This window comes from Thermodesulfovibrionales bacterium, assembly GCA_035686305.1.
In the GTDB taxonomy this organism is placed as follows: Bacteria; Nitrospirota; Thermodesulfovibrionia; order Thermodesulfovibrionales; family UBA9159; genus DASRZP01.
The window spans coordinates 35,407-60,434 of the sequence record DASRZP010000041.1 but is presented as its reverse complement, the minus strand read 5'-3'; the positions used below and the strand labels follow the sequence as shown (position 1 = coordinate 60,434).

The following is a 25,028-nucleotide window of genomic DNA, read 5'->3' as shown; positions in this document are numbered from 1 at the left end:
TCGATGCCCCAGTTCGGACTGCTGGCGATGCTGGTTCTGCTGTGCTTTCAAATGCTCTCGGGAGCAACAACGCCGCGGGAGAGCATGCCCACGCTGGTGCAGTATCTCATGCTGGCGGCGCCCGACACCCATTTCGTCATGATGGCCCAGGCGATTTTATACCGAGGTGCAGGCCTGGAGGTTGTGTGGAAACAATTCGCGGCCCTTGCCCTGATCGGCACGGTCTTGTTCAGTATCGCACTGGGGCGTTTTCGCAAGACCATCGGGACGATGGCATGATCCCATGTGATCATCGACGACAGAACCGGGATAGGCCGTCAAGGCTAAGTGTGGACCGGTACAAGCGGGGCGAGGGGTGCTTGAAACGATTTTTCTCAAACGGCTACCCTGATCCTCAATCGGGCGAATAGGTCATTCTTTATGAAACATGCGTATCCGCATCACTTATCTGAAGAGATCCTGAGACTCTGGGGCGCCTTTCCGGAGAGGGAACCCTCTGAAGGATACGGCAAGCTGCCTGATCGCGAGGTTCTCGAGTATCTCATATCAACCTGTTATCAGGTGAGCATGATGAGCGAGGAACTGAGGTCTCAGCGCTTCAGGATAGCCCTCTGTGATCCCTCAGAGTTTCCTTCTGAACTCGGTCCTCCTTACGGATTTCTCAGAATTGTTTTTGAGGAGCCACGTGCTTTTCATGAATACGAATTGCTGAAACTGAGCCCCGCCTCTGAATTCGAAAGCTCGCTCATCGGCATCCGTCACGATCCTGAGGAAGGTCTGCGGATATGGGGATTGATCAACTCGGGAACCCGCTGGATACAGGCGTTCCAGGGTGGCAGCAAAGTAGTCATGCCGATGCCTGATTCTCTTGTCCTTGATATTACGGGACCGGGGAGCATAAGGGCTTACCGCGGGCCACACATACTCGCGCAATTAAGCGCAGGACGGATAATAATGCCTTCTACGAACGTTCTGCACTCACGATGGTTAGCAAAACGGACGGCGAGTTTCAATAAAGAAATTGTGGAGATGCATATCAAGAGCCGGCCGGTCGCGGACGAAGCCTGGGCGACTGTAAGGGAGGATTTCGTTCCGAGACTTTATGAGCAGGTCGTCAAGCGGATAATCAGCAGCATCAGAAACATGAAGCATGGAGGGACCATCATTTTTTTCCCTCCGGGCCTGATTCAGAGGATAACTTCTCCCAATCCGTACGTCTTCATAAAGTATATGTTCCGGGACGAAAAGCCCGTGCGACGGTTGCACTGGCTGACAATCGGCATAATGAACGAACTCGCAAAGCACTACGGGTCATCGGGAGGACCCGGCAACGTTGTCGGATGGAGCGAATATGTTGCCGCCACGAACAAAACTCTCCTGGAACTTGATGAGGCCCTCTTCGAATGCGCACGTTTCATCGCCAATTTGGCTACGGTTGACGGAGCAGTCATTTTGACAAGGGGTCTTGATCTCGTCGGCTTTGGAGGAGTGGTAAAGGGCGCCTTCAGCAAAGAAGACTTCATTGCACGCGCCATGGACGCAGAAGGAGAACAGAGGGTGTATGAGCGGGCTGAAGGTGTCGGTACCCGCCATCTTGCGGCCTATCACCTCTGCAAAGAGATTCCTGATGTGCTCGCCATCGTGATATCCCAGGACGGCAATACGAGCCTTGTCACGTGGATGAAGGACTCTGTCACATACTGGGATTTCCTGCCCATAACCGTTGCGGGTCCGGAACTCTTGTGATAGTATGTACGCAAGAGTCAGTTTTCGAAAGCCCCGTGAACAATGGCATGAAGCGGTTCGCCGGTGATAGACATTTTCGTCTTGGACGTGTCACCTCGCAGGGCACGAGAAACAAGAAGAGGATTCGTTGATGGAACCGTTATCTCTTCGTTTCAGCAGGAAGGATTCAGATACACTCCTTATCAGTCTTGCGGGAAGCTGGAAAAGGAAGAGTAGAGTCCCGGCTGCACGTGAGGTAGAGAAGCAACTCGAAATGGGGCCTCGGGTAGAACGTATATTGTTTATGGCGGAGAACCTGAGGGACTGGGACAGTACGCTTCCGACATTTGTGATCAGGGTTCGTACTTTGGCTTCAAGGAGGAATATAACGGTGGAAGAGAACAGCCTTCCTGAGGGCGTGCAACGGCTCCTCGCCCTTGCTTCCGCAGTGCCGGAGAGAAAGGTGAAGGAAAAGGAACCGGCGCGAATCCCTATCCTTGAGCGGTTCGGAGAACCAGCGCTGGTATTCCGGCGGTCACTTCTCGACGTAACAGACTTTGTCGGGAATGCCTTTATTGCTTTTCTGCGTCTCGTTACCGGGAAAGCTCGATTTCGACGGTCCGACCTGCTTCTCATTATCCAGCAATGCGGCGCTCAGGCCCTTCCGATAGTTTCCCTTATCAGTATCCTGGTTGGGCTTATCCTGGCGTTTATCGGCGCAATCGAGCTTAAGATCTTCGGTGCTCAGATCTATGTCGCAAGCATTGTAGGCATCGGCATGGTCCGCTTCCTCGCCCCTGTCATGACGGCTATCATCATGGCCGGCCGTACGGGGGCATCATTCGCCGCTCAGCTCGGCACGATGCAGGTGAACGAGGAGATAGACGCCTTGAAGACCCTTGGCATATCGCCCATGGAGTTCCTCGTTCTGCCCAGGATGCTCGCCCTTTTCCTTATGATGCCTCTCCTGAGCCTTTTTGCAGACTTCATGGGCATACTCGGCGGCCTGATCATTGGTGTCTCGATGCTGGACCTGAATTTCTTGGAATACTACACGAAGACTCGCACATCCGTGCACCTGAACGACTTCTGGGTGGGACTCTTCAGCGCCGCTGTCTTCGGCGTCCTTGTTGCACTTTCCGGGTGTATGAGGGGCATGCAGTGCGGCAGGAGCGCCGCTGACGTGGGTGACGCGACAACCTCTTCAGTGGTAACCGGTATCGTCAGCATCGTCGTGGCGATGGCGGTGATCACGGTCATATGTAACACACTTGACATTTAATCACCTGGAACAGAAAATATGGAGAAACGGGAGCCCCAGATTGTGGTACAGGACCTCACATTGGCCTACGGGGATGTAGTGATCCAGCAAGACCTTACCTTCACGGTGACCAAGGGGGACATCTTTATCATCATGGGCGGAAGCGGCTGTGGAAAGAGTACCCTTATGCGCGGCTTGGTTGGACTCTTGGAGCCGGTGAAAGGACAGGTGCTGTACGAAGGGATAAGCTTCTGGAATGCAGAAGAGCAAGAGCGCCGTCGGCTCTTTGAAAACTTCGGGGTGCTCTATCAGAGCGGAGCACTATGGACTTCCATGACCCTGGCCGAAAATGTGGCTCTACCCCTTCAGGAGTGCACCGACCTTAGCCCTGCCAGAATCGCCGAGATCGTTTCGTTCAAACTCTCCCTGGTCGGTCTTGCGGGTTTTGAGGAATATTATCCTTCCGAACTTAGTGGAGGAATGCAAAAGCGCGCCGGACTGGCCCGCGCGATGGCATTGGACCCTGAAATCCTCTTCTTTGATGAGCCCTCTGCCGGACTTGACCCTGTCAGCGCCCGATTGCTCGACAGGCTTATTTTGGAACTGAGGAACAGCCTCGGTGCCACCGTAGTGATTGTAACCCATGACCTTCAAAGCATTTTTTCTGTTGGCAATAATTCGGTATTCCTTGACGCAGAGACGAAGACCATGATCGCAGGCGGGAACCCTAAGGAACTTCTTGCAACCTCCAGAGATCCAAGGGTCAGGAATTTTTTGACAAGCGGTGGGGAAAATATCCGTGAAGGAGGGCGCAAATGAGCAAGAAGGCAAGCAAGAGTCTCATCGGGCTCTTCGTTCTTGCCGCTATTTCCCTCTTCGTTGCAGGCATACTCATTTTCGGTTCAGGCAAATTCTTCACAAAGGCCGATAGGAGTGTGATGTTCTTTGAGGGTTCGGTGAAAGGGCTCACGGTGGGGGGGCCGGTTGTGTTTCATGGCGCACAGATAGGGCACGTGACCGATATCGTCGTGGAACTCAATGCAAGAGACCTCACCGCTTTCGTCCCGGTTTACATAGAAGTCTATCCGCAAAAAATCGTGCCGCTAGGGGACGATCATGGCTATGACCAACGGTTTCTTCAGGCGCTGATAGAGAAAGGACTGAGAGCTCAGCTTCAGTTGCAGAGCTTTGTCACCGGCCAGCTCGTGGTCAATCTCGATTTCTACCCGAATACGCCGATCAGGCTTGTGGGCCTCGAAAAGCGGTATCCTGAGATCCCGACAATCCCTTCGGGTCTGGAGCAACTGACAAAAAGATTGGAGGAGTTGCCGCTCAGGGAGATCGCCGACAGATTAAATGAAACCCTTGCAGGAATAACCGGGCTCGTCAATTCCCGCGACCTTCAGGCAAGCATCGGCTCGCTGAATCAGTTGCTCAAAGACGCAGATGTGCTCGTGAAAACTCTCAATACCGAGATCGGGCCTCTCGTTTCGCAAATCAAGGGGACAGCGGATGCCTCCCGTACAGCCTTTGCACAGGCCGAAAAAACACTCAGATTCGATGAAGGTGTACCCGGGCAGGTCGCATCGAGCATCAAAGAGACCCTCTCTGCAGCCCAAGATACTCTGAAACAAACACACACAGCGGTCAAAAATGTCAACGCAGTCGCCCTGCAGAATGCAAACGTCGGATACGAGATAAACAGGACACTTGAGCAGATCGCCGAGCTCTCCCGCTCCATCCGTGTTCTGGCCGATTACCTTGAACGCCACCCCGAGGCATTGCTTCGAGGGAAGAGCCCCGCTAAAGGGGAATGAAATGAAAACTATGAGAGAATAAATGAAGGGCCCCCTATGGGGGTAGAGGGCCCGGAAATCGCGGGAATGCGGGGAAGGTGTGTTCCCGCGAAACTGTGCAGGTGGGAGGGTTTCTCCCTGCACAGGATGTATTTCAGTCAACGATAATATTGTATATCGGCAGGGCGCCGAGAGTCAAGGCGTATCTAAATTACGCAACTACAATGAAAAAAAGTTCATCTTCGACAGGACAGGTAAAGAATGCTTTCTCAGAGGAGTCCGAAATCTTTCAGCGTCTTCCTGAGCTTTTCCTTGTTGGCGTCGGACATCTCGCAGAGGGGAAGGCGAAACTCTTCCTGTATCTTTCCCATCATCGCCAGGGCTGTCTTTGCAGGGATAGGATTGGTTTCGATGAACATTGCGCCATTGACCGGCTCAAGACGGTAATGCAATGCCCTTGCTTCTTCGTGTCTACCTCCTGCCCAGAGCCTGCACATCTCTGAGACCTCACGGGGTGCGACGTTTGCAGAGACGGAGATGACCCCTTTGCCGCCGAGCGCCATGAGCGGCAGGGTGGTGAAGTCATCTCCCGACAGGACGGTCATGCTCTCACCGCAGAGTCTTATGACCTCGCTGACCTGCTTCATATCGCCGGTGGCCTCTTTTATGGCGACGATATTCGGTATCTCTCTGAGACGGGCTACCGTAGGCGGCAGTATGTTCACTGCCGTTCTTCCCGGCACATTGTAAAGCACGATCGGGATATCGACCGCCTGAGCAACGGCCTTGTAATGACGGTAAAGTCCCTCCTGCGTGGGTTTGTTGTAATAGGGAGAGACAAGGAGGGCGGCATCGGCGCCAAGTTCCTTCGCCTTTCTCGTAATCATGATTGTTTCGTCAGTGCCATTCGCACCGGTACCGGCTATGACAGGCACGCGCCTGTTCACGGCGTTGACCGTCATTTCGATGACCCGGTAATGCTCTTCGTAATCAAGGGTCGCAGATTCACCGGTTGTGCCGCAGGGAACGATGGCGTTCGTACCGCTCGAGATATGCCAATCGATAAGTTCTCCCAGGGCCCTCTCATCGATCTTTCCGTTCCTGAACGGTGTGACGATTGCTACGATAGATCCTTTGAACATATGCTCCTCCTCACTCGACTTGTGGTGACGGTATCAAGATTCAGTCCTCGTCTCAAAGTTGAAGACCCCCGTGAAGACCTCCACAGCAGGTCCTGACATGGAGACGCGATTGTCAGCAGACCACTCAATGAACAGGTCCCCTCCCATGAGGTGAACGGTGACACTTCTGGCAGTGAGACCCTTGAGGCTGGCTGCTACAACAACGGCAGACGCTCCGGTGCCGCAGGCCATCGTTTCGCCGGCTCCCCTCTCCCAAACACGCATCTTTATCTCAGAGGGACTCATGATTTCGATAAACTCCACATTGGTCCTCTTCGGAAAGAAGTGATGATTTTCTATCATCGGACCGTAGTATGCCACAGGAAAGGTGGTCACATTGTCCACGACTATAACGGCATGGGGGTTGCCCATCGAAACGCAGGTGATCTTGAAAAGGGCGTCATCGATGAAGAGAGGGTAATCGATGATCATCGGTCTCTCTCCCGAATGAAGGGTTTCAGGCTGATAATCGGGTATCTCCACCGGTACCTTTGAGGGTTCGAGCACGGGTTCACCCATATCGACTCTTATGAGACTATCCCTCTGTTCGGGAATGATGATGCCCGCAAGTGTCTCGACCCTGATCGCCCTCTTGTCAGACAGTCCTTTGTCCCAGACGTATTTCGCAAAGCATCTGATCCCGTTGCCGCACATCTCGACCTCGCTGCCGTCGGCGTTGACAATGACCATCCTGAAATCGGCCCGCTCTGACGGGTAGAGGAGGAGGAGTTGATCTGCACCAATGCCGAACCTTCTGTGGCAGAGCTTCTGTGCAAGGGCAGAGATATCCGGAGGATTGAACTCCCTGCAATCGACAAGGATGAAGTCATTTCCCAGCCCCTCCATCTTTGTGAAGGGCAGTTTCATCGTTCTTCCAAAAAGGCAGGGACGACCTCACCCTTTATAAGGTCCTCGTGCGTTTCTCGCCTGCGGATTACGGAGTGTCCCTTGCCATTGACCATCACCTCTGCTGCACGGGGCCTGCTGTTATACTGTGAGCTCATCGAAAATCCATAGGCCCCGGCCGACATCACCGCAAGGTATTCTCCCTGTTTCATTTCGGGCATCTCCCGCTCCTTTGCGAGGAAATCGCCGGATTCGCAGATCGGCCCCACGACATCGGCGAAAAAGGTCTTCCTCCTCTTCCTCACAACGGGCTCTATATGGTGATAGGCGTCATAGAGGGAAGGTCTCATGAGATCGTTCATCCCGGCATCGACAATAACAAAGGTCTTATCAGGCCGCTCTTTCAGATAGAGCACTTTGGAGACAAGGATCCCTGTATTGCCGACGATCGACCTGCCGGGTTCCACGATGACCGTGAGTTTCCTGCCCTTGAGCAGGGGGACAAGACTCTTCGCGAGGTCCCTGGGGACCGGCGGGGCTTCATCCTTGTATGTGATACCGAGTCCTCCGCCGATGTCAACGGAGGATATCCGGATGCCATGTTCCTGCAGTTCATCAACGAGGAGGAGGGTCTTCTTCAGGGCCTCAACAAAGGGAGAGACCTTGGTAATCTGTGACCCGATATGTTTATGGATGCCGACAACGTCAATATTCTTGAGGCTGTCGGCAAGCTTATAGTATTCAAGAGCTTCTTCAAGCGGTATCCCGAATTTATGTTTCTTGAGACCCGTGGATATATAGGGATGAGTCTGAGGATCGATGTCGGGATTGACCCTGAGGGCGATAGGCGCCTTGAGCCTCATAATCCCCGCAATCCTGTCGATCTCGGCGAGTTCGTTGCCGGACTCCACATTAAACATCAAGATTCCGGACTTGAGGGCATACCGTATCTCGTCTTCTCTCTTGCCTACGCCGGCATAGACAATCTTCTTCGGCGGTATCCCTGCCTTGAGGGCCCTGAATAACTCTCCACCTGATACAACGTCCGCGCCACCTCCCAGCCGGGCGATGGTACGGAGTATCGCGGAATTCGAATTTGCCTTGAGCGCAAAGCAGATGAGATTGGGCAGATGATCAAAGGCATCACGATAGGCCTGAAAATGTCTTATAAGGGTATTGTAACTATAGACGTAAAGAGGGGTGCCATACGTTTCGGCAAGCTCCCTCACCGCCACTTCTTCGGCATAGAGTTCTCCGTTCCGGTATCTAAAAAGGTGCATGGATGCTCTCCATAGGTGTCATTGTGGCATCAAGAAGAATGAAATATTATAGAATAAATGATTATCGGCGGCAACAGGGAGGAAATCCTTAAGGCGACTGCTCTCCTGCATCCCCAGCTTCCTTGCGGCAAACTGGATCATTGTCTCTATCGCTGAGGAATCGGGTCCTGAGAGCAGGTTTCATAATCATCTGGGATGTCCCGCCCTGTAATCCCGGGGCGACTCCAGGAGTCCTCCTGCTGCCCATATGCCCCTCTTCTTCTCTCTTGCCTCCCTCTGCGCGGCCCTCAGCTGGTCAACATGCCTGACATTCGGTGGAACAGTATAGATGACAGCATAGCCGTCCCTTACCATCTCAAGATTCACCAATCTTCCTGCAGTTGACCAGACATATGCAAGGAGACGGCCATATCTGTCTCTCTTTCTGACATCGGTCACAATGGTTATGTCAGAGGCGCCTATGAGATCGGCGAGGTGCCTCTTCGCCTTTTCTCCCCAAGGTCTCTGGCCGACCTCAGGAGCATCGATTCCTATCAATCTGATCTTCTCGGTCTTGCCGCCAATCCTGACACTGAGCGTATCTCCGTCATGGATCTTCATGACCTGGGCGGCTACCCCATCCTGAAACGCCGTATTGCTCCCATGGTCCCTGCTTGCGCGCGAACTATCACCGATGCAGAGCCCTGCAAGGATGAAGATGATGGTAAAGAGCGATGGACCCCGAAGTCTCATGAAATAATTATATATATAAAGAGTTTCAAAATAGAATAGACATAATCAGAAAATCTCCCCTCGCCCCTCTTTGCCGAAGAGGGGATTTCCCTCCCCTTGGAAAAGGGAGGTTAGGAGGAATTTTACAAAGAGAGTTCATACTATTATGAGTCTGTTAATATATACGGTCTCCGTCATGGTTTCGACATTCCCATTATAGCCGATGGGACCTGAAAAGAGCAGATCCCATGACTTACCACCAAACAGAGAGATGCCCTTCACCGGTTGCCTCTCGTTGGATGCGTGAATGGGAGATCACTGCCGTTGGATTTTCAATGACCGATTGGTTATAATAAAAAAGATCTTCTAGACTTCTTTGGAAGTTCCTCATTACGAAGGAAGAGTCGGGAAAGAATGGAAGGAGTTGGAGAACATGTCGTCACCCGTCTGTACGTTTGAACCTGAAGTTTCTCAGTCCCTTGTCCAAGAGGTCATGGAGCGGTCGGGTCAAAACGTCCTGGCCTGTTACCAATGCCGTCGCTGCGCTGCCGGTTGTCCGGTGGGCGACGAAACCGGCGTCACGCCTGATCGCCTCATACGCATGATCCTCCTCGGGGAAAAAGAGGAAGCCCTCAATAACCTCCTTGTATGGAAGTGCCTAGCCTGTTATACTTGCGGTACGCGCTGCCCGAATAATATCCAGACGGCGAGGATCAACGAAGTCCTCAAGCAGATGGCAAAGGAAGCCCACCTCACACCGCTCAGACCGAAGATCGCCGAGTTCCACAACGCCTTTATGGTCTCGACGTCCCACTTCGGCCGTTTCAACGAACTCGAGTGCATGGGTATGTACGAGGCAAAGACCGCAATCGCTGAGGTAAAGCGGGGAGGATTGAAGGCGATTGTTGAGGAGATGAAGAACCAGGCCAGGCTCGGCGCTGACATGATGAAGAAGAAAAGGATGCACCTTTCCTTCGAGAAGGTGAAAGGACTTCCTGAGGTGAAGCGCCTCTATAAAAAGGCTAAAGACGAGAAGAAGGGCTGAGCCGGCTGAGAAGGAAGATGACCGAGTGACGGATTGCAGAGGTAGACTATGGAAATAGCATATTATCCCGGATGCTCCCTTCACGCTTCTTCAGAGCTCTATGACGTCCAGTGCAAGAAGGTCCTCGGGCAGTTGGGAATCGAACTGAAGGAACTTGAGGACTGGAACTGTTGCGGCGCAACCTCGGCGAGCAAGACGGATGATTTCCTGGCCGTGGCACTGCCTGCCAGGAATCTTGGCATTGCCGACGCAAGCGGTCTTCCCGAGATCTTCATCCCCTGTTCATCCTGTTACAGCAGGATGCGCGTCTCCCAGAAGCGCCTCTCCTGCGACGCAGAGCTTAAGGAATCGATTAATGACGAGCTCGAAAAGAAGGTCGGGAAAGGAGTGAAGATTTCTAGCATCCTCGAAGTACTCGCACCTAAGGTTTGGTCAGGCGAGATCGCGGAAAAGGCGACGAAGAAACTGGAGGGGCTGAAGCCCGCCTGCTATTACGGATGCCTTCTCACCCGTTTCCCCTGTGATGTGGACGTGCCGGACAATGTCGAAAACCCCCAGGGGATGGAGACCGTCTGCAAGGCACTCGGGACCCAGCCCCTTGACTGGAGCTATAAAACGGATTGCTGCGGTGCAACGGCATCGGTGGTGGATATGGACCAGTCGCTCCTCCTCATGTCAAGGATATTAAGGGACGCCATCGCCAGAGGCGCAAACTGTCTTGTCACGACCTGCCCTATGTGCCAGTTCAATATGGACGCCTATCAGGAAAGGATCGCAGAAAAATACGGGATAAAGGAGAGACTCCCTGTTTACTTCATCACCGAGCTCATCGGTATCTCCATGGGAATCAGTCCCCATGAGATGCACGTGGACAGGCATTTTACTGACGCAATGGAACTTCTCAAGGAGTTGAAACTGATATGAGCAACAACGGTTCATCAAAGAAGATCGGGTCGGTGCTCATCGTCGGCGGCGGCATCGGCGGGATGCAGGCGGCTCTCGACCTTGCCGACAGCGGATTCAGAGTTCACATGGTCCAGAGGGACCCCTCCATCGGAGGTACCATGGTCATGCTGGATAAGACCTTTCCGACGGGTGACTGCTCGATGTGCATGATTTCTCCGAAGATGGTCGAGGCAGGCCGCCACCTGAATATCGATATCCACACCCTGGCTGAAGTCGTTTCGGTGGAGGGCGCAGAGGGCGACTTTAGGGTCAAGGTGAGGCTCGCGCCCCGGTATGTTGACTCCGGCAAGTGCACGGGGTGCGGCGACTGCGAGGTGAAGTGTCCGAAGAAGGTGTCGAGTGAGTTCGATCAGGGACTGGGTGTCCGCAAGGCGATTTATTCCCTGTTCCCCCAGGCCGTACCGAACACGCGGGCCATCGATGCCTCAAAGTGCATCTACCTCACCACCGGGAAATGCCGCGCCTGCGAAAAGGCGTGCAAGGCAGGGGCAATCAATTATGAAGACAAGGGAAGGGAAATAGAGCTCAATATCGGATCGATCATCCTGAGTCCCGGCCTCGACCGTTATGACGCAACGGTGAGGGGAGAATTCGGTCTCGGCAGATGGAAGAACGTCGTGACCTCCATACAGTTCGAGCGCATTCTCTCTGCTTCAGGTCCTTACAAGGGAGAGGTGAAGCGGCCTTCTGATGGAAGACATCCGAGGAAGGTTGCCTGGATCCAGTGCGTCGGCTCAAGGGACCGTCGTAACGCGAATCCCTGGTGCTCGTCGGTCTGCTGTATGTATGCGACAAAGCAGTCGATCATCGCCAAGGAACACGACGCCCATATAGAGCCGACGATCTTCTATATGGAGATGAGGGCCTTTGGAAAGGACTTCGACAAGTACGTCGAACGGGCGAAGAATGAATACAGTGTCCGCTACCAGCGGGCCATGATCTCAGCGGTGAGGGAGGATCCCGCCAGCTATGATCTCATCCTCCGCTATGCGACTGAAGACGGCAGGCTCATCGATGAGACCTTTGACATGGTGGTCCTCTCCATCGGGATCCAGCCCCACAAGGACGCATCTGAGTTTGCCGAGAAATTCGGCATCGAGATGAACCCCTATCGCTTTGCGAAGACCTCTCCCCTGAAGCCCATCGAGACAACCCGTGGAGGGATCTACGTGACCGGCATCTACCAGGGTCCGAAGGACATCCCCGAGACCGTGATGCAGGGGAGCGCAGTCGCGGGAAGGACCATGGCGCTCCTTGCGGAGGCCCGCGGTACCGAGACAGTGACAAAGGAGTTGCCTCCGGAAAAGGACGTGAAGGGTGAGGAGCCGAGGATAGGCGTCTTTGTCTGCCACTGCGGGACGAACATCTCCTCAACCGTCGAGATCGACCAGGTGGTGAGTGCCGCAAAAGACCTTCCCGGCGTCACCTATGTTACGAATACGATCTATGCCTGCGCACAGGACAACCAGGAGATGATCAAGCAGACCATTAAGGAGCAGAACCTAAACCGCGTCGTTATCGCTTCGTGCACACCAAGGACCCATGAGAAACTCTTCCAGGAGACGATCCGCGAGGCGGGTCTCAACAAGTACCTCTTCGATCTCGCCGACATCAGAGAGCAGTGTTCCTGGTGCCACAAAGGTCAGAACGAGGTGGCCACAAAGAAGGCGATCCAGATCGTGAAGATGTCCGTTGCGAAGTCAAGGCTCCAGGAGCCGCTCAAGACCGACACCGTAGGAGTCACGCCGGCATGCCTGGTGATCGGAGGGGGGATTGCCGGGATGATTGCAGCCCTCGCCCTTGCTGACCAGGGCTTTCAGGTCAGCATTGTCGAGCGCGAAACTTTGCTCGGCGGTCTCTTAAAGAACGTCTACCGTACCCTCGAAGGAGACGACGTACAGCAGTTTCTTAAGACAAAGATCGGGGAGGTCGTGACCCATCCACGGATAAATGTCTATACCGGGGTTGAGGTGAAGAAGACCGAAGGTTTTGTGGGAAACTTCAAGACAGCGCTCACCGACGGTACGACCATTGACCACGGCGCGGTCATCCTTGCCACGGGCGGGGTGGAGTATGAGCCTACGGAATACCTTTACGGACAGAATGATAGAGTCATCACGCAGCGCAGGCTCGAAAAGAGGCTTGCCGAGGGCGAAACACCGAAGAACAGCGAGAGATTCGTGATGATCCAGTGCGTCGGATCGCGGGAGGAGCCTAACCAGTATTGCTCCCGCGTATGCTGCCAGGACGCTGTGAAGAACGCCATAGCTATAAAAGAGCGGAACCCGAAGGCCCAGGTCGTTATCATTTATCGGGACATGCGCAACTATGGACTCCGCGAAGACTATTATGCTAAGGCCCGTGATCTCGGTGTCCTCTTTGTCAGATATGACGTGGACAGGAAACCCTCTGTCGGGGCAGCAGGCAATAATAAGGTAAAGATCAAGACCTGGGATTATATGCTGAACAGGGAACTCGTTGTGGATGCCGACTGGCTCGTCCTTTCGACGGGCCTCAGACCGCATCCGACAACGGACAGGGTTGGAGAGATGTACAAAGTCACAAGGAACCCAGACGGGTACTTCCTCGAGGCCCATGTAAAGCTCCGTCCTGTGGATTTCCCGAGTGAGGGGCTCTTTGTTGCGGGACTCGGCCATGCCCCGAAGAACCTCGATGAGACCATCAGCCAGGCGCTGGCTGCGGCGGGAAGGGCAGGGGTCATCCTCTCCCATGAGAGCCTCGCGGTCTCGGGAATCATCGCAAAGCACAAACGCGACCTCTGCATGTCGTGCCTGAGCTGCCTAAGGGTCTGCCCCTTCGGCTCTCCCTACATCGCCGAGGACGGGAAGATCTCCCATAACGAGGTGAAATGCATGGGTTGCGGCATCTGTGCAGGCATCTGCCCTGCCAAGGCATTTCAGGTGAACAATTTCCGTGATGACCAGATTGTTGCGATGATCGATGCGGCGGTGGAGTCTGAAGCCGGGGTCATCGGCGCGTAGGAAGCGAGGAGGTTACAAGCAGGGCCTCACTCGTCATTCCCGCAAGCGAACTCATCGGGAATCCTCATGTGACTTTGCTATTGATCGAGTAAGCAGATATGAGCCGTTGGAGGATTGAAGAATGACAACAGTTGCAGAACCAGCAGTTGAGCAGGACATATTCACCATTGAAAAGCCTCATGAAGGCCTGCCGGGCTGGGAGCCGAACATACTGGCCTTCGCATGCCACTACTGCGCCTTTGCTGCGGCTGATCTGGCCGGGGTGATGAGGCTCTCTTATCCACCCAACGTGAAGATCATAAGGCTCCCGTGTACGGGAAAACTGGACCACATCCATATTCTCAGGGCCTTTGAGCGGGGCGTGGACGGCGTCTTCGTTGCAGGCTGACTGAAGGGCCAGTGTCATTACCTGGAGGGTAATACATTCGCAGCCCGGCGCATAGCGTACGTGAAGAATCTGCTCGCAAAGCTGAACATCGATCCGGCCCGTCTCGAGATGTACAACCTGTCTGCTGCCATGGGGCCGAGGTGGGCAGAGATCTGCACACAGTTCACTGAAAAGATCCGCAGGCTCGGGCCTTCGCCCATAGGGCTTGCCCTCGCCAAGCGTAAGATAAAGGAGTGATAGACCGATGATTGTTGGGACACAGAAACCGATTGAGGAAATTTGGGAAATGGTCAAGGACTTCAAGAAGGTCCTTGTTTTCGGATGCAATACCTGCGTTGCCATCTGTCATGCGGGCGGCGGCAAAGAGGCGGAGATCATCGCCTCGATGATCAGGATGAAGGTTATCGAAGAGGGAAGGGACATGGAGGTGAAGCACGCCGCTGTTGAGCGCCACTGCGAGCCTGAGTTTTTCGATCCGGTGATGGAAGACGTGAAGACCTATGACCTCGTGCTTTCGACGGCCTGCGGCGTGGGGGTCAACTTCCTGACCGAGAGGATCGGCGAGATACCGGTCTACCCGGGGATTAACACCTCTTTCTACGGCGGCGTTCCCCAGGTCGGCGTCTTTACGGAACTCTGCGGAGGCTGCGGAAACTGCATTCTCCATCTTACAGGCGGCATATGCCCGGTCGTCCGCTGCTCCAAGTCGCTCTTGAACGGCCCCTGCGGCGGCACCAACAAGGGGAAGTGCGAGGTCAGCGATCAGGTGGACTGCGCGTGGTACCTGATCGTCGAAAGGATGAAGAAATTGGGAAGACTTGAAAAACTCCTCGAGATACAGCCTCCAAAGGACTGGTCAACGGGCACTCACGGCGGTCCCCGCAGAGTTGTTTTGGAGCATATCGCCGAACTTGAAGAGAAGGAGGAGGAGAAAGCCAAGGGGGAGGTCAAGAAATGAAATCCGGAAGCAATCTTGAACGCGTGATCCTGAGCGGACAGCCCGCCGTAACAGCCGAACTCGGTCCTCCCATGAGCGCTTCCCCGGACGAGGTGGTCCATAAGGCCCACAGGCTGAAGGGCTTTTGCGATGCGGCAAACATCACGGACTGCCAGACTGCGATTGTGCGTATATCGAGCATTGCCGCAGCCTTCATAGCTTTTCGCGAAGGCCTTGAGCCGGTCATGCAGATGACCTGCCGTGACAGGAACCGCATCGCCATGCAGGCCGATCTTTTGGGCGCTGCTGCCCTCGGCCTCAAGAACTGCCTCTGTATAGCCGGTGACCACCAGAAGTTCGGCGCTGCCGGGAAACTGAAGGGCCATCCCGGTGCGAAGAACGTCTACGACGTTGATACCACACAACTTGTAGGCATCCTCAAGAAGATGAGAGATGAGGGACTGCAGCAGGGAGGCGACAAGATCGAAGTGCCGCCGCAGTTCTTTATCGGCGCGAGCTGGACACCCATGGGTGATCCTATGGACTTCCGACCATACAACCTGAAGAAAAAGGTCGATGCCGGCGCGGACTTTATCCAGACCCAGGGCATCTACGACATGGAACTCTTTAAATCACAGATGGAAAAGGCGAGGAACCTCGGTATCCTTGAAAAGACCGCCCTTCTGGCAGGCATTATCGTTCCCAAGAGCGCAATGATGCTGAAATACATGGACTCTTCAGTAGCGGGTGTGACTGTGCCGAAGGCCCTGATTGACCGGATGAACAAGGCAAAAAGCGCTGCAGGTGACGATAAGAAGAAAGCCAAAGAGCTGCAGGAGGAGGAGGGGATCAGGATCACTGTTGAGCTCATTCATCATGCCCTTGAAATACCCGGGGTCAAGGGAGTCCACATCCAGGCCATTGAATGGGAAGAGGCCATCGAAAAGATCGTGAAGGCTGCAGGCTTGTACCCTCGTCCCATTTTTCCCCAGGCATAGAAGCGGTCCAAACATAGAGTTTCTCCTTTCTATGGGACGCAGACACCTGCGTCCCTTTTTGAGCGTCCTTTCAGGAATCTTTCTCTCGAACTGACGCGTTCTCCAGAAACTCATGCCCCAAGAACCGAATCGTTCCGGATTCTTTGATATTAGGCTTTACAAATATTCAAAAATGTGGTACTTTGAATGCATGTTCATGGAACTTATTGATAATCCGACGAGAAAGGCTATCACCCTTGCTCTCAAGAAGCGGGGCAGCCTTTCTGTAGAGGAACTCAGCAAGGTGGTACGTATCACTCCAATGGGCGTCCGGCAGCACCTCCTTGTCCTTGAGAGGAACGGCATCGTCGAATATATCACGAAGAGACGGGGAGTCGGACGTCCCGGTTACCTTTATCGACTGACTGAAAAGGCTGGTGGTCTCTTCCCGAATGGTTATGCGGATTTCTCCCTCGACATCCTGAAAGATATCGAAAAGTATGAGGGAAGGGAGAAGGTTGATGAGCTTTTCAGGAGGAGAACGGAGAGGATCGTCAGCGAGAAGATAAAGACTTTTTCCGAGAAATCCGTTCTTTCCCAACGGGTTTCCGCCCTTGCGGAGATGCTTAGCAGTGAGGGAGGGATCGTCGAACTGGAGGAGGACGACAAGGACTTTAAGCTGAAACAATTCAACTGTCCGCTGCCAAAGGTGGCATCACGTTTCAGAGAAGCCTGTGCCTGTGATTTCAGGCTCTTGCAGGCACTCGTCGGGGAGGGCGTTCCGATTCAGCAGCAACAGACCCTTGCCGATGGCGCCCTCCATTGCCTCTACCTGATACCAAAAGAGACATAGAAGCGGTTTCCCCTTCGTCTGCAGACAATCCCGGCTTACCTACCCGGTCGCCGAACACTAAGGTTATTTCTTTTCCTTCGCTTCCTTCTCTTTGCCCTCTTCACTCCCCGGCTTCACAGCAGGTGCGATCTTCGCGAGGGCCTCTTGATTGATCTCGGGCTTGTATGAATTCTTCAGATTGTTCATGTAAGAGTCGAAGAGCTCTTTCTGTTTTTCTGCAGTCACCTTCTGGGTCAGTGCTTCCTTTATCTTGTCGAATTCAAGGATCTTCCCTTCCTTCTTGTCAGTCACCTTTATGATGTGGTAGCCGTACTGGGTCTTGACCGGTCCGCTGACTTCACCCTTCTTGAGTGATATGGCTGCCTTTTCGAATTCAGGCACCATTTGACCTTTCGAGAAGAACCCGAGGTCCCCACCGTTCTGCGCTGAACCGGTGTCTATGGACTTCTCTCTTGCGAGCTTCGCAAAATCTGCGCCCTTTTTGATCTGTTCAAGGATCTTCTTAGCCTCATCCTCTGATTTTACGAGGATATGGCTTGCCCTTATCTGGCTGTTGGAGGTGAGTTCTGCCTTGTGGGCCTCGTAATAATCCTTGACCTCTTTTTCGCTCGGTTTGGCCTTTTCCTCGATCTCCTGTTGGAGGAGCAGACTGATGAGGGTGAGTTTCTTGAAGTCTTCAAGCTTCTTCTTGTATTCGGCGCTGTTTTCGAGACCCTTCTTCTTTGCTTCCTGATAGAGGACCTCCTTTTTTACGAGCTCATCCACGAATCTCTGCATACCCTCGGGTCCCTCGAACATCTTCTGGATCTGTTCCGGAAGGGCCTTCAGCTCTTTTTTCACATCTTCCTCTGTTATCGTGGCCGAGCCTACCTTTGCTACGTACGCTCCCCCTGTACCTGATATCTTCTGTTCACCCTTCTTCGCGCATGCAAAGAAAAGGGCCATGGACATCACCATGATGAGACACAAGATCTTTTTCATTTCTCCTCCGTTCCTGTTATTCACGCTACGTTCATCCCTTAACGCCTGCCGCCTGTCTCGCGGCACTGACGGTATTCTTCATGAGCATGGTGATGGTCATCGGTCCGACACCGCCCGGCACAGGAGTGATGGCGCCGGCGATCTCCTTGGCTGCGTCAAAGTCAACGTCGCCCTTGAGGATCGGAACCATCTTGCCGGTCTTCTCGCTCATCTTCTCACCAACACGGTTGACGCCGACGTCTATGACGCAGGCACCAGGCTTGATCCATTCAGGCTTCACGAGATGCGGAACTCCTGCAGCAACGATGAGGATGTCTGCGCGCTTGCAGTGAGCCTCGAGGTTCTTCGTACCGGTATGGACGATGGTGACCGTGGCGTTGGCCCCCCTGCCTTTCTGGAGCATAATGTTCGCAATGGGTTTGCCGACGATGTTGGAGCGGCCCACGACGACGACCTCGGCTCCGGAAGTCTCGAACCCTGAGCGGACAATGAGTTCCTGGATGCCCGCGGGTGTGCAGGGAAGGAACCTCGCCTCGTCGCCGCCGATCATCAACCGCCCGACATTGACCGGGTGAAAGCAGTCTACGTCCTTGTCAGGGTCTATGGCGTTGAGGACCTTCTTTTCATCGATATGCTTCGGTAGGGGTAGCTGAACAAGGATGCCGTGTATCTTTGGATCCTTGTTGTATTTGTCGACGAGCTTGAGCAGGTCAGCCTCTGATATGGTCTCCGGCTGGTCGTCCTGGAAAGAATTGAAACCAAGGTCGTGGGCGGTCTTCTGTTTGGCCGTGACATAGCTGACAGATGCCGGATTCTTGCCGACGAGGATCGTGACCAGTCCGGGCACTACCCCATGTTTTTCCTTCAGATCCACGACTTCCTTCTTGAGCTCTTCCCGTATCTGTGCGGCGATCTCTGTGCCGCTGATGATCTTTGCTGCCATCTTCTTCCTCCTCGTCTCTCGGTAATATTCGATATGATGACCTGGGCGGTGCCTCAAAAAAAGGTCCATGACCCCTGATAGCTAGTCCCTTCTGTTTAAGAGTTCGAGCATCTCTTCCCGTGTGCTCTGTTTTGTCCTGAAAATGCCCCTGACAGCAGAGGTGACAACTGTCGAACCGGGTTTCTTGATCCCCCGCATGCTCATGCAGAGATGCTCAGCGTTGAGAATAACCATGCACCCCTTGGGCTGGAGCCTCTTCATGATGAGATCTGCGAGCTGGGTCGTCAACCGTTCCTGTACCTGAGGCCTCTTCGCAAATACCTCCAGAGCCCTCGCAAGGGCGCTGATGCCGACGATCCTGCCGCCCTCAGGGATATAGGCGATGTGAGCGCTTCCGGAAAAGGGGAGGAGATGGTGTTCGCACATTGAATAAAAGGGGATGTCCTTGAGAAGCACCATCTCATCGTGCTTTTCTCCTTCCATGGGAGTAAGGAGGTCCTGCGGTGATTCGCCAAGACCCGAGAAGATCTCCGTAAACATCGTGAAGACCCTTTCCGGTGTACGCCTGAGGCCGGGCCTCCCGGGGTCTTCACCGATGCCTTCGATAATAAGCCTGACGCCTTCCTCTATCTTCTTTTTGTCCATGCCCGCCAAGAGATCTGCAAGAGCTGCCTATTCTAACATTTTGAATCCGCTTTAGCAATGAGCTGAGTGCTTAGCGAGGCCGGCGTCTGCCTCGTCTCATTCAAGAAATGACGCACGGAGAACGCCTTGACATGGTCCGCCTTCTTCCTGATAATGGTGTCATAGCAGGGAAGGCCGTCTGGCATGACCACATCAGGAGATTGTGGAGACACGAATACTTTCTCGGAGGGACAGCATGATCATACTCGAAAACATTACGATGAAGGAGTTTCAGAAAGGACTGAGAAGGACTAAGACGATCGTTTTCCCCTTTGGAACGATTGAAGAACACGGAACCCATCTGCCCCTGAACACCGACTCTCTTATCATCAGGGAAGTCCTGAATGTCGTGGCGAAAAAGAGAACGTTTTTTCTCGCCCCCGTGATCCCCTATGGCGTATGTACCTCCACAAAGGACCATCCAGGCACCCTCAGCATTGCGCCGGAGACTCTCAGGAAACTCTCCCTTGATCTTGTGAGTGAGGCCTACGAGAAGGGTTTGAGAAATTTCCTCCTCATATCGGGCCACGGTGGAAGTCTTCATATGGCCGCATTGAAAGAGACCGCAGAGATTCTCGTCGATGAATTTGAGGGCATAAGGATAGCGGCCTTTACTCCCTACGAGCTTTTGTGGAAGGAGTTATCGAAGATCGCCGAGACGCCTGACGATTCTCACGCAGGAGAACTTGAGACGTCGATAGTCCTTTACTTTTCGCAGGGGCTCGTCAAGGGCAGGGCGCCTAAGGAATATCCAAAGATTCCCAAGCCCTTTATTGTAAAGAACAAGGTGAGGTACTGGCCTGGCGGCGTATGGGGAGATCCCGGAAAGGCCACAGTGAAAAAGGGGGAAAAGGCCGTGAAGGTAATGGCAGAGGCAGTCGCCGAAATTCTTGACAGGATCGAAACGCGCAGGGGGGTAGATTATTAGTCTTTCGTTTAGAATCCTCTTGATTTCGAAACGGTATGCCGATACACTTAAGTCAGGATATTATGGTATCTTATGGTGGTATGGTGAGCCGATGAGCGTGAGGTGACATGCGGTGACTGAGCCCTTGAGACTCCTCGTACAGAAGATCCCGAAGCTTCCTACCCTTCCCCATATCGCACGGGAAATGCTGGACCGTATGAGTGATGATATGGTGTCCGTCAGAAGGCTGGAAGAGGTCATAGAGAATGACCCGGCGATGTCGGCGAAGATCCTGAGCGTATCGAACTCGGCGTTCTTTGGGCTTGAAACCCCGAACACCTCCGTCTCCGGCGCAATCATGAGGATAGGGTTTAACAATGTCAGGAATATTGCCCTTGGAGTAGCGCTCATGACGGTCCTCGACAGGGAGCGGCATGAGCAGCCGCTCGATGGCAGGCGGATCTTCAGACATTCCGTTGCTGTGGCTATGGTCTCAAAGCTTCTGTCCGATGATCTCAAGTTCGGCAACCGGGACGAGGTCTTTGTCTACGGCATGCTCCACGATCTCGGGTTTCTCGTCATGAATAATTTTTTCCCCGACCACTACCGAAGGGTAATGGATGAGTTTGCCGGCGAGACCTCGCTCATTGAAGCAGAGAAGAAGGTCCTGGCCTGCTCCCATGCAGACGTAGGCGCATGGCTTGCCTACCAGTGGAATCTGCCGGGAGCGGTATCGGCGGCGATACGCTATCACCATGCTCCGGCCCTTGCCCATGATGAAGCACGGAAACTCACGGCACTCGTCCACGTGGCAGACTGGATTACGAGCAGGAGTCCCTTCAATGTTACGGAGAAGGGACCATCTTATCCTTTGGAACCTTCATCTCTCACACTCCTCGGCATAGGAAAGAAGGATCTGGCTGATATCGAAAGGGGGATCGACAGGAACATCTTCTCCCGCGGTCTCTTTGATCTATGATCGACACGGTCTTCATGGAATGGTTGCAGAGAAGCTTCACTGAGGAAGGGTACGCGCCGGCCCCCTTCAACGGCCTTTCTGAGGAAGAGCTCATCCTAGCGGCGCGAATTCAGAATGAGTTTGGAAGACATATGAAATACTCACGCGTGTACTACCAGGCGCTCCAGGGTATGGAAAGGTTTTATGAACTGTCGATAAGGGCCCTTTCTGCATTGATCAGAGTCGGCAGGCTTGGGGACGAGATAACCCAAATCGATGTTCTTTGCAAGAGGATACTCGAGATCTTTTCACAGGAACTTCAGTTTGAAAATTGTTCGATCATGCTGAGGGACGAGGACGGCGAGCACCTCAGCCTCGTAGCAGGGAAAGGCAAAGGAGACGTCTTTTCTGACGTAAGGATGACTGAAAAGACGACACGAATACGTGTCGGAGAAGGGATAGCCGGCTCTGCAGCGGAGACCGGAAAGTACATCTTCGTACCTGATGTGTGCCGTGACGCGCGTTTTAGTCCTTTCGATGTCCGGGTGCCGATTACGTCGCTCCTTTCGATTCCCCTGAAGAATGATGAGGGAGTCATCGGCGTCATGAATTTCAGCCATCCCCTGCTCGAGGCCTTCGAGGAGAATATGATAGGGCTCATGGTCGTTCTTTCGAACTATGTCGGACAGATGATTACGCTGACGAGACTCCACAGTAAGATAGCGACGTGGAATGAAGTCCTGAGAACCCTGGTCACGGAAAAGGAACGTCTTGCCCTGACCCTCTGTTCTATCGGCGACGGCCTCATTACGACCGATACCGAGGAGAAGATCATCATGGTCAATAAGGCTGCTGAAGAACTGACTGGGTGGAAAGAGGAGATCGTGGGCAGGAGTCTTACGGATGTCTTCCGTATCGTCGACAAAGAGAGCCGCCGGGCACGTGAAAATCCTGTGACAGAGGTGCTCAGGACAGGAGATATGGTCAGTCTCACGAGGAATACCGTCCTTGTTGCCAGGGACGGAATGGAAAGGCTTGTCGCCATGAGAGGCAATCCCGTGCTCGACCGTCTTGGTAAGATGATTGGAGTTGTGCTCGTCTTTCGTGACCTAACGGAGAGCGGGAAGCTCGAAGGGGAACTGATACGGGAGCAGAAACTCGAATCCGTGGGAGTCCTTGCGGCCGGGATAGCCCATGATTTCAATAACATTCTGACGGCTATTCTCGGAAATATCACTCTCGCAAAGGCCTATGCCAAATCCGAAGAAAAGTTCAATGAAAGACTGGTCGAGGCAGAAAGGGCTTCTCTCAGGGCGCGCGACCTGGCCCAGCAGTTGCTCACGTTTTCGAAGGGGGGTGAGCCTGTCATGAGAGTGAAGTCCCTTGGAGAACTCGTGAAGGAGATTGCCACTTTTGCCTTACGGGGGTCCAATGTGAGGTGCGAGTTTCATCTTCCTGCCGAACCATTGCTGGCAGCCGTAGACGAGGGACAGATCAGTCAAGTGGTCCAGAACATTGTTTTGAACGCCCAGCAGGCGATGCCAGGGGGCGGGACGGTCACGGTGACTTGCGAACGCCTGAGTATCACCGACCGCCATTATCTGCCGATTGAGAACGGGGAATACATAAGGATCTCAATTCACGACGAGGGCATCGGCATACCGGAAAAAAATGTTCAGGAGATCTTTGACCCCTATTTCACCACCAAGCAGAAAGGGAGCGGTCTCGGCCTGGCCACGAGTTACTCTATTGTCAGGAAGCATAACGGTCATATCGCCGTTGAATCCACGATAGGGGTGGGGACCACGTTCCATGTCTATCTGCCTGCTTCTAAAGAGAGGAGATCGGCGAAGAGGATGAAGGAAGAGCAGATCACAACGCTCCATGGGAAGATCCTCATCATGGATGACGAAGAGAACGTCAGGAATGTCGCCGGTGAGATGGCGAGACATTTCGGATGCGATGTTGATTTTGCGAAGGACGGAGGAGAAGCCATAGAGCTTTATAAGCAGGCTAAGGAATCGGGACAGCCCTTTGACACGGTTCTCATGGACTTGACCATCCCGGGCGGCATGGGTGGAAGGGATGCTGTTGAGAGGCTGATCGAATTCGACCCGGGTGTCAAGGCGATTGTTGCAAGCGGATATTCCGATGAACCGATCATGGCGAATTACGAGAAATACGGGTTCCTTGGCGCTGTGAAGAAGCCCTTCAGAATGACGGAACTTCATGAGACTCTCCGCAGGGTCCTTTCCCTTTGACCAGGAAACGCACTTCCTTTCGGTCAGTCTTGCCTACCACATCTGATACCTGCTCCTTTATCTGTTTCATGGACTCTATGTCCTAACCCTGCCCAACGGCGGCTTGATTGCAGAGGGGAAATGGATTACATTTTCATCGTCCTTCATTCCCCAAAAGGGAAAAAGGTTCCCGAAAATGGTCGGTACGCGAGAATCTACGAACAAAGAACAGAGAGAACCTGATAGGTTCTGATCAGTTGCAGGATGGTATACTTCTTGCTTCTTAAGATACTATTAAGGAGACCAAAACCGCACCGAAAGGGGGTGAAGAGAGAATGAAAATACTTACGATCCTGTTGACAATCGCGGTGGCTATTATGTTCGTCGGCAGCGCCATGGCTGTGAACCCTGGGAAGACCGTGGAGTGGGAAGGAAAGGGCATGGGAAAGGTAACCTTTGACGGCAAGGTTCATGCTGACAAGGGTCTGAAATGCAACGATTGCCACACGAAAATATTTCAGATGAAGAAAGGCACAGCAAAGATCACGATGGCAGAGTTGAACGCGGGCAAGCTCTGCGGAGAGTGCCATAACGGTACAAAGGCATTCGCAACGAAGGACGCTGCAAACTGCGGAAAGTGCCATAAGAAATAAGGACAAGCAGCGGGAAATAAACGCGGCCCGATTTTTTCGGGCCTTTTTTTGCGAAGGTGGTTTCAGTCTCTTCTGAAGTCTGATCGTCATTGTAAGGAGGGTGATTGTCCGTCCTTATCGCAGAGGGGCCCTGGCTGACATCTCGCCCGCTGCAAGTGTTTCATAATGGCTGCCCCCTATGCAAAACCGGGAATTCATGATAAGGTGTATAATTATGATTAACAGATTGCCTCATAAGGACATAAAGAGGGATCATCTGTCTTTTTCTTTTTTGGTGGTGTTGCCGGACGTAAAATTTTTTAGGAAAGGAGGTGAAGAGAGCATGAGGACATTCACGGTTCTGTTAACAATCGCCATCTCTGTGGTCTTCGTCGGCAGCGCTTTTGCGGTGGCGCCGGGAAAGAGCGTCGAGTACGCAGGAGGAGGCGAGGGCAAGGTTGTCTTTGATGGAAAGGTGCATGAAAAGTCGAAATGCAACGACTGCCATCCGAAGTTGTTCCAGATGAAGAAGGGCGCGTTCAAGATGACGAAGAAGGACCATGAGAGCGACAAAGGATGCGGAGCTTGCCACAATGGTAAGACTGCATTTGCTCAGTCAGACAAGGCGTCTTGCGGCAAGTGTCACAAGAAATAGGCGAAGAGCATGACAAAAAAGGCCCGGAGAAGACGGGCCTTTTTTGTCATAAACGCATGA

24 protein-coding genes are annotated in these 25,028 nt (G+C 53.4%); 17 read left to right on the top strand and 7 right to left on the bottom strand.

Annotated features, from left to right (window positions below; all coding sequences use genetic code 11):
* The 5 genes from VFG09_04805 to VFG09_04785 form a co-directional block, all read left to right on the top strand.
* A partial coding sequence (locus VFG09_04805) for an ABC transporter permease (protein ID HET6514458.1) occupies positions 1-279 on the top strand: 279 nt, incomplete at its 5' end.
* Positions 280-420: 141 nt separating this feature from the next.
* Positions 421-1,746 carry a hypothetical protein gene (locus VFG09_04800; protein ID HET6514457.1) on the top strand — a complete coding sequence of 442 codons (1,326 nt, stop codon included), beginning with the start codon at positions 421-423 and terminating at the stop codon, positions 1,744-1,746.
* Between the two features lie 130 nt (positions 1,747-1,876).
* On the top strand, positions 1,877-3,007 hold the full coding sequence (locus VFG09_04795; GenBank protein HET6514456.1) for an ABC transporter permease: 1,131 nt from the start codon (positions 1,877-1,879) through the stop codon (positions 3,005-3,007).
* An 18-nt stretch (positions 3,008-3,025) separates the two neighbouring features.
* Positions 3,026-3,805: an ATP-binding cassette domain-containing protein gene (locus tag VFG09_04790; protein HET6514455.1), complete on the top strand. Its 780-nt coding sequence runs from the start codon at positions 3,026-3,028 to the stop codon at positions 3,803-3,805.
* Positions 3,802-4,803, top strand: coding sequence for an MlaD family protein (locus VFG09_04785; protein HET6514454.1), 1,002 nt, complete (start codon positions 3,802-3,804; stop codon positions 4,801-4,803). The genes VFG09_04790 and VFG09_04785 overlap by 4 nt, the downstream gene beginning before the upstream one ends.
* A 248-nt stretch (positions 4,804-5,051) precedes the next feature.
* Here VFG09_04785 and dapA read toward each other — a convergent pair whose 3' ends face one another.
* The 4 genes from dapA to VFG09_04765 all read right to left on the bottom strand — a co-directional run bounded on the left by dapA (position 5,052) and on the right by VFG09_04765 (position 8,821).
* Complete coding sequence (gene dapA, locus VFG09_04780; protein HET6514453.1) at positions 5,052-5,924, bottom strand: 4-hydroxy-tetrahydrodipicolinate synthase; 873 nt, start codon at positions 5,922-5,924, stop codon at positions 5,052-5,054.
* A gap of 33 nt (positions 5,925-5,957) precedes the next feature.
* Entirely contained in the window at positions 5,958-6,830 is an 873-nt protein-coding gene (dapF, locus tag VFG09_04775; GenBank protein ID HET6514452.1) for a diaminopimelate epimerase, read from the bottom strand.
* Positions 6,827-8,089, bottom strand: coding sequence for a diaminopimelate decarboxylase (gene lysA, locus VFG09_04770; protein ID HET6514451.1), 1,263 nt, complete (start codon positions 8,087-8,089; stop codon positions 6,827-6,829). The genes dapF and lysA overlap by 4 nt, the downstream gene beginning before the upstream one ends.
* Positions 8,090-8,275: 186 nt before the next feature.
* Positions 8,276-8,821 carry a thermonuclease family protein gene (locus VFG09_04765; protein ID HET6514450.1) on the bottom strand — a complete coding sequence of 182 codons (546 nt, stop codon included), beginning with the start codon at positions 8,819-8,821 and terminating at the stop codon, positions 8,276-8,278.
* Positions 8,822-9,293: 472 nt separating this feature from the next.
* On the opposite strand from VFG09_04765, the gene VFG09_04760 reads away from it, so the two are divergent.
* The 7 genes from VFG09_04760 (at position 9,294) to VFG09_04730 (ending at position 16,968) form a co-directional block, all read left to right on the top strand.
* Positions 9,294-9,845, top strand: coding sequence for a 4Fe-4S dicluster domain-containing protein (locus tag VFG09_04760; protein HET6514449.1), 552 nt, complete (start codon positions 9,294-9,296; stop codon positions 9,843-9,845).
* A 48-nt stretch (positions 9,846-9,893) separates the two neighbouring features.
* Positions 9,894-10,769, top strand: coding sequence for a CoB--CoM heterodisulfide reductase iron-sulfur subunit B family protein (locus tag VFG09_04755; GenBank protein ID HET6514448.1), 876 nt, complete (start codon positions 9,894-9,896; stop codon positions 10,767-10,769).
* Positions 10,766-13,813 (top strand): FAD-dependent oxidoreductase, encoded by a 3,048-nt coding sequence (locus VFG09_04750; protein HET6514447.1) that lies wholly within the window; start codon positions 10,766-10,768, stop codon positions 13,811-13,813. The genes VFG09_04755 and VFG09_04750 overlap by 4 nt, the downstream gene beginning before the upstream one ends.
* A gap of 187 nt (positions 13,814-14,000) precedes the next feature.
* Positions 14,001-14,438 carry a hydrogenase iron-sulfur subunit gene (locus VFG09_04745; GenBank protein HET6514446.1) on the top strand — a complete coding sequence of 146 codons (438 nt, stop codon included), beginning with the start codon at positions 14,001-14,003 and terminating at the stop codon, positions 14,436-14,438.
* Between the two features lie 7 nt (positions 14,439-14,445).
* On the top strand, positions 14,446-15,159 hold the full coding sequence (locus VFG09_04740) for a methylenetetrahydrofolate reductase C-terminal domain-containing protein (protein HET6514445.1): 714 nt from the start codon (positions 14,446-14,448) through the stop codon (positions 15,157-15,159).
* Positions 15,156-16,136: a methylenetetrahydrofolate reductase gene (locus VFG09_04735; protein HET6514444.1), complete on the top strand. Its 981-nt coding sequence runs from the start codon at positions 15,156-15,158 to the stop codon at positions 16,134-16,136. The genes VFG09_04740 and VFG09_04735 overlap by 4 nt, the downstream gene beginning before the upstream one ends.
* 196 nt (positions 16,137-16,332) lie before the next feature.
* Positions 16,333-16,968: a helix-turn-helix domain-containing protein gene (locus VFG09_04730; protein ID HET6514443.1), complete on the top strand. Its 636-nt coding sequence runs from the start codon at positions 16,333-16,335 to the stop codon at positions 16,966-16,968.
* Positions 16,969-17,031: 63 nt separating this feature from the next.
* Here VFG09_04730 and VFG09_04725 read toward each other — a convergent pair whose 3' ends face one another.
* The 3 genes from VFG09_04725 to folE all read right to left on the bottom strand — a co-directional run bounded on the left by VFG09_04725 (position 17,032) and on the right by folE (position 19,537).
* On the bottom strand, positions 17,032-17,949 hold the full coding sequence (locus VFG09_04725; protein ID HET6514442.1) for a peptidylprolyl isomerase: 918 nt from the start codon (positions 17,947-17,949) through the stop codon (positions 17,032-17,034).
* 31 nt (positions 17,950-17,980) lie between these two features.
* The gene (gene folD, locus VFG09_04720; protein ID HET6514441.1) at positions 17,981-18,892 is read right to left on the bottom strand and encodes a bifunctional methylenetetrahydrofolate dehydrogenase/methenyltetrahydrofolate cyclohydrolase FolD; all 912 of its coding nucleotides are present in this window, start codon (positions 18,890-18,892) and stop codon (positions 17,981-17,983) included.
* Positions 18,893-18,973: 81 nt separating this feature from the next.
* Complete coding sequence (folE, locus tag VFG09_04715) at positions 18,974-19,537, bottom strand: GTP cyclohydrolase I FolE (GenBank protein ID HET6514440.1); 564 nt, start codon at positions 19,535-19,537, stop codon at positions 18,974-18,976.
* 235 nt (positions 19,538-19,772) lie between these two features.
* On the opposite strand from folE, the gene VFG09_04710 reads away from it, so the two are divergent.
* The 5 genes from VFG09_04710 (at position 19,773) to VFG09_04690 (ending at position 24,968) form a co-directional block, all read left to right on the top strand.
* Positions 19,773-20,504 carry a creatininase family protein gene (locus VFG09_04710; protein ID HET6514439.1) on the top strand — a complete coding sequence of 244 codons (732 nt, stop codon included), beginning with the start codon at positions 19,773-19,775 and terminating at the stop codon, positions 20,502-20,504.
* Between the two features lie 112 nt (positions 20,505-20,616).
* The gene (locus VFG09_04705; GenBank protein ID HET6514438.1) at positions 20,617-21,462 is read left to right on the top strand and encodes an HDOD domain-containing protein; all 846 of its coding nucleotides are present in this window, start codon (positions 20,617-20,619) and stop codon (positions 21,460-21,462) included.
* Between the two features lie 131 nt (positions 21,463-21,593).
* Positions 21,594-23,702 carry an ATP-binding protein gene (locus VFG09_04700; GenBank protein ID HET6514437.1) on the top strand — a complete coding sequence of 703 codons (2,109 nt, stop codon included), beginning with the start codon at positions 21,594-21,596 and terminating at the stop codon, positions 23,700-23,702.
* 314 nt (positions 23,703-24,016) lie between these two features.
* On the top strand, positions 24,017-24,334 hold the full coding sequence (locus tag VFG09_04695) for a cytochrome c3 family protein (GenBank protein ID HET6514436.1): 318 nt from the start codon (positions 24,017-24,019) through the stop codon (positions 24,332-24,334).
* A 322-nt stretch (positions 24,335-24,656) separates the two neighbouring features.
* Positions 24,657-24,968: a c(7)-type cytochrome triheme domain-containing protein gene (locus VFG09_04690; protein ID HET6514435.1), complete on the top strand. Its 312-nt coding sequence runs from the start codon at positions 24,657-24,659 to the stop codon at positions 24,966-24,968.
* Positions 24,969-25,028: the final 60 nt, after the last annotated feature.